The organism is Alcaligenes sp. (assembly GCF_050255915.1).
Taxonomy (GTDB): Bacteria; Pseudomonadota; Gammaproteobacteria; order Burkholderiales; family Burkholderiaceae_B; genus Alcaligenes; species Alcaligenes aquatilis.
Map to the genome: position 1 here is coordinate 262,710 of NZ_JBFWIQ010000006.1, position 10,682 is coordinate 273,391.

The window sequence follows — 10,682 nt, forward strand, 5'->3', positions numbered from 1 at the left end:
GACCATGATCAGCGAGGCATGGCTGTTATCGCTGTGCTTGTCGTTGTCGCCATCGTGGCGGTTCTGGCTGCCGCGTTGATGGCGCGACAGGCGACTGCGATTCGCGCGGCACAGGCTGGCCAGACCCAAACTCAGGCTCGCTGGCTGCTCCAAGGAGAGGTTAGCCGTGCGCAAACGGCTCTTTATGCCGATGCCCAGCGAGATGCCGCCACGCGATTGGATGGGCTTTGGGCGCGGCCCGTAGCGGGTGCTGTGATCGGGGAGCTCGGGGGGGAGCGGGCGCTTGTCTTTAGCGAAATCATCGACGAACAATCCAAGTTCAATCTTCGCAACCTCGTTGAGGCTGGCCAGGTCGACCCGGGCGAGAGTGCTGCCTTCCTACGTTTGTGTGATCTGGTGGGCGTCCCCAGGGATCAGGCGAACCGGATTGCTCGGCGTGTGATTGTTAGCTTGGTCGAAGCGGATCGGCATTCTGGGCTGTCGCTTGCTGAAGCGGAGATCAAGGTTGCTCGCGCTGCGGCACAAAATCTGGGCATTGATATGTTGAGCAGTCGAGAACAAGCTCCCCGGCTACGCGACCTTGACGACCTGCTGGGTGAACCTGGACTCAACCCCAACATTGTGGCGCTTTTGCGACCGTACGTGACTGTCCTGCCGCAACGTACGTGGATCAACGCCAATACTGCAGGGCCGGAAGTGCTAGCTGCGTGGGTACCAGGCTTATCGTTTGATCGCGCCAAGGCCATGCTTGCCGCACGCAATAGCGGCCAATGGTTTATTAACCGCGGTGATTTCGCGAACAGGCTGCAGATGCCAGAGATCGACGAGACCGAGATTCTCATCGGTATCACAAGCCAGTGGTTCCGGCTGTCAGGTGCTCTACGGACGCCGCGTACAACGCTAGCGGTACAGGCTCTGTTGCATGACGACAAGAAGTCCCTCCCTCAAGTGGTGTGGCTGAGGGAGGGTGTATGACAACCACCAAAGTTGACCTGCTACGTATCGTTTTATCACCAAGTAAAGTCGACACATTGGCGTACTTGCGATGTGCCTGGCGTCAATCGGACGGGGCATGGTATAGCGAAAAATTCAATAGCCTAGGTGACATCGCAGCGAGGTTTCAGATCAAGCGTTTGGAGGTTTTCCCGCATCCAGTCGATATCTCGATGATCGAAAGTGATCTGCCGCCGTTGTCAGGCAAAAAGATGCGATCGGCGGTCTACGGTGCGGTGGAGTTGTTGGCATTAACTTCTCCACTGAGCCTGACAATAGGATTCGGTCAAAGGAGCGACGACGGCAAAGTCCCCATTGCCTGGATGGCAAAAGCACAGATAGCGAGGTATTTAGAGCAACTGGTGCAGCATGGGCTCCGTGTCGATGCCGTGTTCCCGCCGCCCGCCTTACTACCTGCGCCGGACAGTTCGGACCAAGATAGTGCTGTGAGTGCCGCGATTCTTGATGATTGGTTGGTTGTTCGCACAGGGAGCAATTTCGGAGCGCTGTTGCCTGTTCCCGAGTGTTCCAGGGATATCACAAAGCTTGAGGCTCGGATAAGGGCCATCGTTCCAGAGGCAGCTCAGGTGGAGTGGCATCACGAGGGTAATGCCATTGCTGTCGCGGACGGCGAGTCGAGGATGTGGAGTGGTACTGGCTGGCGTTGGGAGTTGCCACGTGCAGAAAGCTTCTTGCAGAAGCGCGGAGCGAGTTGGCAACATCCAGCGATGGCATGGAGCGCAATCGTTGCGTTGGTTTGGCTGGTGGGCCTCAACCTTTATGCCGACCGTGTAGAAGATGAAGGTCAGGCACTTAAACGAGCGATGGCGGCCCAGGTCAAGTCCGCTTTCCCAGAGCTGTCCGTAGTACTCAATCCTTTGCAGCAAGCGCGCCAGCTGCGTGACGCGCGTCAAGCTGGCCTGGGTTCGGTGATGTCGGATGATTTTGCCACCATGGCGCGTGGAGCCACATTGCTGCTCGCTCAGGCGAATGGTCAGGTGGAGAGACTTGAGTATCGAAGTGGACAGTTGCAGATAGCTTGGCGCGACGGGGCCATGCTCAAGTCAAGCGAGCTGGAGAGCCTGCAAACGACAGCGAGTGAGCGCGGTATTGCCGTCGAGGCGGATGGTGGCGGATTGCGTTTGCGTGTGCTTGCCCCGGAGCAAAAGGACTCTACTCCAGCTATCCGTGTGGAGCCGGCATCATGACCGGACGGCTATCTCTGTTTCGATCTCAAGGTGTAGCGAAATCCATCCGAAAGTTCATTGCGCCCGCCAATGCCGTTATCACTCGCTGGCGCAATCGTGTACAGCCGTCAGTGTCTCAGGCAGTGAACCGATGGCATGGCTTGAGATCCCGCGAACGCCAGCAGGTTCTTGTGATGCTGGGCGTCCTCATTGCGGCGGTGCTCTGGCTGCTGTTCACGAAGCCGGCGCTCGATTCTTTGCGTTACTGGGCGGACGAAATGCCACGTCTGCGATCGCAGGCAGTGGCGCTGCAGGACGTCCTCGCAGACGTCAGTGCTCCACCTTCCGCCAGCGGCGCATTTACGCAGTCGGCCTCCGAGCGCATCAGGGAAAGCCTTGAGCAGCGTGGCTTCGACGGTGCTTATCAGGTGCGTAGCAGTGGCTCAGAAATTGTAGTGCAGATCGAGCATCCAGTGACGTCCACGCAGCTCGTAGCATGGCTGATGATCGCGCCTCCAACGATTGGTCTGAGCGTAAAGCAGGTAACGCTCCAGCGTGATCACAGTACTCCTGCTGCACAGACAAGCCAGATCACAGCTACCGTCACCCTCGCAGAACAGCAGCAACAACCAAGGAACGGATCATGAAGTATGACGGCGCGGGTATCGCCATCAGGAGGTATGCGCTTTTATCGTGCTTGGTTCTGGCGGGATGCGCCACTACCGGCAATGAAGAGCCGCTCTTTCGGGAAGGCACCTATGTATCCAGCTCTGGTGAGCCGAGTGCGAGCGCTCGCCCCGTTTCCGTCTCCAATCATTCATCGTCATCGACTTCGCCAGGTATCAATGCCCGCGTCATCCGCCCAGTAGGTTCAGGGCGTCCAACCGTCAACCCCGCTCAAGCCCGGAGGCCGGCTCAAGATGTTGACGACAAGGTCGTACTGAACTTCGACAATGCAGAGATTGATGCAGTCATTGCTGCACTCTCGCGCTTTCTGGGCAGAAATTTTCTCATGGACCCCCGTGTGAAAGGCCAGATTTCACTTGTCTCTGATGGTGAAATTGATTCTGGCACTGCGTACAGCATGCTGGCATCAGCGTTGCGTATGCAAGGCTTCACTATCGTAGATGTTGGAGATGTTAGCCGTGTAGTGCCCGTGGCTGACGCCAAGTTACAAGGTGGGGCCGTCGATGACCCGGAAGTGGGTGGCGGTATCGCGACTAGGACGTTTCGCCTAGCCTATGAGAACGCTGAGGCGTTGATCTCGGTATTAAAGCCGATGATTGCGCCAGAGAACAGCATTACAGCCTATCAAGCCAACAACACCATCGTCATTACCGATTACGTTGATAATCTTGAGCGCATTGCGCGGATCATTGAAAGTATTGATACGCCCGCCTCACTCGATACCGAAGTTGTCAAGGTCTACAACGGGGTTGCTGTTGATATTGCTGGCCTTGCCAACGATCTCCTTCAGCAGCAGGGAAGCGGCCAGAACGCGAGACAGGACGTCGCTGTATTGGCTGATCCCCGTTCCAATAGTGTCGTGATTCGCTCCAGCAGTCCCGCGCGTACAGCTTTGGCTCGCGATCTGATCGTGCAGTTGGACAATGCCCAGGAGGATCCTGGGAATTTGCATGTAGTGTATTTGCGCAACGCTCAATCCACTGCATTGGCGGCTGTCTTGCGGGGGCTACTGACTGGCGATTCGGGAGATATGGCGCTAGGTAGTGACAATAGCGCTCGTGCTGCGCTGGGCGGCGGAGGCATGCTCAGTGGGGCGGGGGGTAATACGGGAGTTGGGGGTAGCAGTACAAGCGGCAGCTCCGCCGCAGGCGCAGGGATTACAGCAGGTGGTAGCCAACGTTTTGGCGCGACTGCGAATGAAGCAGGTGTTTCGGGGCAGCACGGCAGCACCGCATTCTCGGTCAACGGCGTGACGGTCCAAGCTGACGCGACCACCAATACGCTCATCATCTCTGCTCCCGAACCGATGTATCGAAGTCTGCGCAGGGTAATCGACCTGCTCGATCAACGGCGAGCGCAGGTACTCGTTGAAAGCTTGATCGTCGAGGTGACAGAGAGCGATGCCTCGGAGCTGGGCATTCAGTGGATGCGTCAAGGTGGGCGCTTTATCGGCGGAACCAATTTGGGTGGCGCTGGCTTGAACACCCGCGCCACCAACTCTATTGATCTGCTTCCGAAAGGTTTGAGCCTAGGCATTATTGACGGGACGATCAATCTGCCTGGCGTGGGGGAGATCATGAATCTTGAAGTCCTCGCGCGTGCGCTCCAGACCAAAGGCGGAGCGAACATTCTTTCCACACCGAATATCCTCACGCTGGACAACGAAGAGGCCTCGATCATGGTGGGCAAAACCGTGCCCTTTGTCAGTGGCCAGTACATCACCCCCGGTGGCGGGAGTTCTGAAAATCCGTTCCAAACAGTCGAGAGAGAGGATGTTGGATTGAAGCTCCAGATTCGGCCACAGATATCAGAAGGAGGTACGGTCAAACTCGATATTTATCAGGAAGTCAGCAGCATTGATGAGCAGAACTCGGGTATCGGGGGCATCGTGACCAACAAGCGTGCTCTGGATACCAGCGTCCTGCTCGATGACGGCCAAATTATGGTGCTCGGTGGTCTGCTCGAAGACAGTGTGCAAAGTACCACCGACGCTGTACCCGTGTTGGGTGCCATACCGATTTTGGGGCACCTGTTTCGCTACGAGAGTCGTCAGCGCGTTAAGACCAATCTGATGATTTTCCTGCGTCCTTATGTGATCAGGGACGCCAATGCTGGACGTGGATTGACGCAGGATCGCTACAACTTTATGCGATCAGTGCAAAGCCTGGTGCAACCCGGCCGACATCCCCTGTTGCCAGATATGACGGCCCCCATCCTTCCTCCTGTCAATATGCCTGTTGCCGGAAAGCCTTCTGTGGATCTTCGTCCCGAGCAATGGGAGACCACTCGGGACCAGGAGGCGCCTCCCACAGTAGTGACAACTGATATCAGGGAACAGCCCCTACCTCCCGAGGACGTGTCGTCCATCGCACGTTCACGACTGCCGGCGAACGTCGGATTGAGTAGCGATCCCGCGGCACTTTACGCCCCACGCTCTATCAACAAAACAGTGGTGCAGATTGCTGATGTTCAGCAGGAAGGAGATGCGACGCGTATCGCCCAGCGAGTCCGCATCAGTGGTTTGCCCGCATATATCGTGGTGGGGCCGGGTGGAACAGGCTACGCCGTTCGTGTCGATTTACCGCGGGACTCGCGCGCTGTGGACAACTCTACGCAAGTACTGCGCGAACTGGGGTATCGACCAGAACTGGTGGTGACGCCATGAGCACTGTGCAACCTACCTGTGTTGATCAAAGCTGTTTGCTGTTGAGACGGGCCTCTCATGAGACGAAACACGATGGAGTTGAGAAGACTGCAAGACGCAGCTGGCACCTTGGAACGATTGTGGAAGGTGCCTATGAGGCCTTGGATATGCAGATCGAAGTAAAGGGTGTTGAGAGCAGCCGGCGCTATGGTGCGTTTCTAAGGGTTCTCTATCTGCTGCAACGAGACCTCGACGCGGTCTATGGCAGACCGGATTTGCGAGTTCTGGCGGCAGATTGCCATCAGCGTCGCCAACTTCTGAAGCTCGAATATGCGCTGAGCGCGCTGGGCGTCAGCTTTCCTCCGATCACACGCCAAAGACTATCTGCAAGCACAACGTGGGCCAGTGTAACGGGTTGGTTGTTCGTTGGTGAGGCCACAAATTTGTATGCCGCCATTTTGTATCGCCTGATTCAAAGACGCCGGCCACGCCAAAGGGACGAGTCATGCAATCGTCTTCAAGCCTATCTGTTTGATGCTCCCGAGGCGGTCGACAGACGTTGGCGCTCGACAGTTCGGGCACTTGACGAGGCCCTGTTGAGTCCGCAGGAGGAGAAGGAGCTTCTTTGGGGGACGAAGGAGGCAGTGCAACAACTTCGTCGCTACGTGGAGGCCGAGTTGAGATGAATGCCTTGTCGCACGTCATCCCGATTCTTCCGCACGCTTGGGCTCGCGCTCAGCGCATCGTCGTGCGTAAGGACGGCGACGAGCCTCAACTTGTGATTAGCTCGCATACCCCTGGATGGGCATTGGCAGAAGCTGCGCGTCAGACTGGCATCGCGGGTTGGCATGAGGTCGAAGACAAGCAGATGGATGCGTTGCTTGCTGCGACGTACGCGGAAGCCGGTAGTGCGGCCGAAGTTGTTGGTGCGGCTGAATCCGAGGTCGATCTCGAACGGTTGATGCAGGACATGCCAGCCGTCACCGATTTGCTTGATGCTCAAGACGACGCGCCCGTGATTCGTATGATCAACGCCCTCTTGACTCAAGCTGCTCGTGACGGTGCCAGCGACGTTCATTTCGAGGCGTTCGAAACGCACTCAGTGGTGCGTTACCGAGTGGACGGCACCTTGCGCGACGTGGTCTCGCCACGTAAAGCCCTGCACGCGGCGTTGATCTCTCGCATCAAGATCATGTCGCAGCTTGACATCGCCGAAAAGCGCACTCCTCAGGATGGCCGAATCACCCTGCGGGTGGCCGGCCGACCAATTGATGTACGAGTCTCCACTGTGCCTACCGTGCATGGCGAAAGAGCCGTGCTGCGATTGTTGGAGAAGGATTCTGGGCGCTTGCAGCTCCAAAAACTGGGTCTCGCCACGGATACGCTGGAGGAGCTTACTCGGCTTATCCGTCAGCCGCATGGCATCGTGTTAGTCACTGGCCCTACCGGTAGCGGTAAGACCACAACGCTTTACGCTGCGCTGGGGCAGCTTGACAAGAGCGTCAGTAACATCCTGACGGTCGAGGACCCGGTGGAGTACGACCTACCCGGAATCAACCAGATACCCGTCCACAGCAAAATCGGCATGAGCTTCGGCGCCGCCTTGCGCGCAGCATTACGTCAGGACCCGGACAACATCATGATCGGTGAAATCCGCGACCTGGAGACTGCCCAGATCGCTGTGCAGTCGTCGCTGACCGGGCACGGCGTGCTGGCCTCGCTGCACACCAACGATGCGGTATCCGCTGTCACGCGCATGACCGACATGGGGATCGAACCATTTCTGTTGTCTTCATCCTTGCTTGGCGTGCTGGCCCAACGTCTGGTGCGTCGCCTATGTTCGGAATGCAAGCGACAAGAAACCTTACCAGACGGCGTTGTGCGCTGGGTGCCCGTGGGCTGCGTGCACTGCAATAACTCTGGCTTCAAGGGGCGAACAGGTATCCATGAGCTCTTTGTTATCGACGATGAGATCCGCCGCATCATTCACGACGGCGGCAATGAACAGGCGATGCGCGATGCTGCTCGCAGACGCGGCATGCGTTCCATGCGTGAAGATGGGCAGCGTTGGGTCAGTGCCGGTGTTACTACACCCGAAGAGATCCTTCGCGTGACCCGGGACGAGGGATAGGAGCACGATGATGCCTCGTTTCCATTTTGAAGCCGCCAATGCTACCGGCCAGACCCAAACAGGGTCGATGGAGGCTGAGTCAACGCGTGCGGTACGGCTACAACTGCGTGACCGCGGGCTGACCGCGCTGGACGTGCGCGAGGTCTCTGCTGGCACCAACCTGTCGTGGCTCAGCCCGGCCTTAAGTGCAGCGGACCTGTGCTGGGCGACCCGAGAACTGGCGAGCCTGCTTGGCGCGAGCCTGCCGCTGGAAGGCGCACTGAGCGCCACCATTGAGCAAGCGGAAAAGAAGGTCGTCGCCGAGGCATTGATCGTGGTGCGCGACCAGGTGCGCGGGGGGATGAGGCTGGCCGATGCGCTCGGCCAGAGGCCGCGCGACTTTCCCTCAATTTATCGAGCTCTGATCAGCGCCGGTGAGGATTCGGGTGATCTGGCGCGCGTCATGGAACGGCTTGCCGATTACCTGGAGAATCGCGACAACTTGCGCAGCAAGATGCTGACCGCCTTTATTTATCCTGGCGTCATTGCGTGCGTCTCCGTTGGCATAGTGATTTTCTTGTTGAGCTATGTCGTGCCGCAGGTGGTCGGTGCGTTCTCGCAGGCCCGCCAGGAATTACCCACGATCACGCTGGTCATGCTGGCCGCCAGCCACTACGTGAGGGACTGGGGTTTTCTGACGGCCGCTGTGCTGATAGGTCTATTTGCTTTTTGGCGCTGGACGCTTCGAGACGACGGTGTGCGTTTGCGCTGGCACGCTGCCGTGCTGCGCTTGCCGATGGTCGGGCGGTACGTGCTGGGCGTGAATACGGCGCGTTTTGCGTCGACGTTGGCGATCTTGATGGACGCCGGTGTGCCACTGCTGCGTGCGCTTGAAGCAGCTCGGCAGACCATGGGCAATGAACGGCTCAAAGCATGTGTGGCCGATACCACGGCGCGGGTAAGAGAAGGTGCGCCGCTGGCCAGCGCATTACGTGTGCAAAAGGTCTTCCCATCCAATTTGATCCACCTGGTTGCTAGTGGAGAGAAGACCGGTGCGCTGGCCCCAATGCTGGATCGTGCGGCTACGAACTTATCGCGCGACCTGGAGCGTCGCGCTACCCGTCTCAGTGCTGTACTTGAGCCCATGATGATTTTGGGCATGGGCGGCGTAGTAATGATGATCGTGCTGGCGGTATTGCTACCGATCATGGAAATCAATCAGATGGTGCAGTGATGAATGGTACGGGTGCTCGAAATGAGTTGGCTCAATTCCTTTTTCCGATGAAACAGACGATGAGTTTTGCGGCTTGTGTTCTCCCAGGAGAGATTGTGGAGCGTCGTTTTGGTCTACGAGGGCTTGTATTCGGGAGCTGTATTTCAAAAGTCGGGAGAACGGCGTGCATGGCGCAGATTCCGAGCGGCGCTTTGGCGCAAGTATCCCATGCAGGGACGCAGTGCGGCAGCACATCAGGATGCGTGGAATTACAAGCCTTTACGTGTCTTTCTTGCTGTGTTGGAGAGCTAGGGTGGCGGGCCATGTCAAGCTATCACTATTCAATGTAAGTGCCCGAATTATCGGGAGAATTTTTATTCGTGTTGGGGATTTTATTTAGTCGCCACGTCACCTTGGATCTTCACAATGGAACCGTCGCCAAAGCAATGGTGACATGTCGGCCCAAAGGGTGACGGGCGTTGTGAACGAGATAGCTAATGCGACGCCCTTATGGTTGGTTAGTTAGTATTTTTTTGTCTCAGATTCATTAATTGCAAAGGAGCAATTCTGATGAAAACGTTCAAACTCAAGGCGCTGTCCGCGGTCGTCGCGACTGGCATGATGATGGCAGTTGGCGCTGCTTCGGCGCAGAGCGTCAACGGTGCTGGAGCGACCCTGCCGCAGCCGCTGTATGAAGACATCTTCAGCACTGGCGGTGCCAATGGTGTCATCGGCACTTGGACCTATGCGGGCGGTGGTAGCAGCTCGGGTAAAAGCCGCTTCCTGACCACCACCAACACCGTGAACTTCGCCGGTAGTGATTCAGCGCTGACCACTCCTGAGTACGGCGCCTACAACGGTTCGAACCGTGCTTCGTGGGGGCCGCTGATCCAAGTGCCGGCGGTGGCTACTGCTGTTCTGATCCCGTACAAGCGTTCGGGCCTTGCTAACCTCAACATTACGGACAATCGCCTGTGCGAGCTCTATTCCGATCCCGCCTACACGTGGAATGAACTGACGGCTCCGGAAGGAACCATTGGCACGCCGGGTGGTGGGCTGGTCAACGTCGTATACCGTCTCGAAGGCAGCGGTACCACCGAGCTACTCAGCAACTATCTGGTCGCTGCGTGCCCGGGTAAGGGCTTCGTGAAGAACACCAATTTCGCCACCGTGGTGGCGGGCGCTCTGCCCGGCGGTACCATTCCTAGCCACTGGGTTGGTCGCACTGGTAGCGGCGGTGTTTCGAATGCCTTCAATGAAGGTACTGCGTCGGAAGGCCGCGTGGGTTACCTGAGCCCGGATGTCGACTACACCGGAAACGACAACAGCGTTGTCGCCAAGATCAACGGTCACCTCCCTAATGCGGCGAGCATCCAAGCTGCCTTGCCGGCTCCTCCCGTGGGTGCCGCACGTAGCAATCCCGTGAACTGGGTTCCGGCCTACAGTCTCCCGACAGCGGCCTATCCGATTTTCGGCACTACCAACCTGCTGGTTGGGCAGTGCTACGCCGGTGGCTTCATTGCGGGTAGCAAGGGGGCCGCGATCAAGGACTTCGTCACCAAGCTCAACAACGGTGCATATGACGCCAAGATCACGAGTCACAACTTCGTCAAGCTCCCGCCTGCGTGGAACGAGGCTATCGAGGAAGAGTTCCTGGTCGGCACCAGCCGAAACCTGCAGTTTGGCAACGCCAACAATTGCAATGGCGTTCAAGGTCGTCCCTCGTAAGTCTTGTACATGAAAAATCCACAAGGGTAGTGACAGCGTCATTGTCTTTTGCGGAGTTCGAACTGGGCCGCCGGGTGCGCAAGCATCCGGCTGGCCTTTTGGTGTATTCACACTTTAAAT

The 10,682-nt window shown here is 57.5% G+C and carries 8 protein-coding genes; all 8 read left to right on the forward strand.

All coding sequences use genetic code 11. From position 1 onward, the window contains the following. Positions 1–18: 18 nt before the first annotated feature. Positions 19–975, forward strand: coding sequence for a type II secretion system minor pseudopilin GspK (gspK, locus tag AB7E06_RS10110; protein ID WP_427956723.1), 957 nt, complete (start codon positions 19–21; stop codon positions 973–975). Continuing rightward, entirely contained in the window at positions 972–2,201 is a 1,230-nt protein-coding gene (gene gspL, locus AB7E06_RS10115; protein WP_427956726.1) for a type II secretion system protein GspL, read from the forward strand. The genes gspK and gspL overlap by 4 nt, the downstream gene beginning before the upstream one ends. Then, positions 2,198–2,827, forward strand: coding sequence for a type II secretion system protein GspM (gene gspM / locus AB7E06_RS10120; RefSeq protein WP_427956729.1), 630 nt, complete (start codon positions 2,198–2,200; stop codon positions 2,825–2,827). Before gspL ends, gspM begins: the two co-directional genes overlap by 4 nt. Further along, on the forward strand, positions 2,824–5,532 hold the full coding sequence (gene gspD, locus AB7E06_RS10125; protein ID WP_427956732.1) for a type II secretion system secretin GspD: 2,709 nt from the start codon (positions 2,824–2,826) through the stop codon (positions 5,530–5,532). The genes gspM and gspD overlap by 4 nt, the downstream gene beginning before the upstream one ends. After that, positions 5,529–6,197: a hypothetical protein gene (locus tag AB7E06_RS10130; RefSeq protein ID WP_427956735.1), complete on the forward strand. Its 669-nt coding sequence runs from the start codon at positions 5,529–5,531 to the stop codon at positions 6,195–6,197. Before gspD ends, AB7E06_RS10130 begins: the two co-directional genes overlap by 4 nt. Then, positions 6,194–7,642, forward strand: a complete 1,449-nt coding sequence (gene gspE, locus AB7E06_RS10135; RefSeq protein ID WP_427956738.1) for a type II secretion system ATPase GspE — start codon at positions 6,194–6,196, stop codon at positions 7,640–7,642. The genes AB7E06_RS10130 and gspE overlap by 4 nt, the downstream gene beginning before the upstream one ends. Before the next feature lie 10 nt (positions 7,643–7,652). Further along, positions 7,653–8,855, forward strand: a complete 1,203-nt coding sequence (gene gspF, locus AB7E06_RS10140; protein WP_427956763.1) for a type II secretion system inner membrane protein GspF — start codon at positions 7,653–7,655, stop codon at positions 8,853–8,855. Positions 8,856–9,404: 549 nt separating this feature from the next. Beyond that, positions 9,405–10,562: a substrate-binding domain-containing protein gene (locus tag AB7E06_RS10145; RefSeq protein ID WP_427956741.1), complete on the forward strand. Its 1,158-nt coding sequence runs from the start codon at positions 9,405–9,407 to the stop codon at positions 10,560–10,562. The last annotated feature ends 120 nt before the right edge of the window (positions 10,563–10,682 follow it).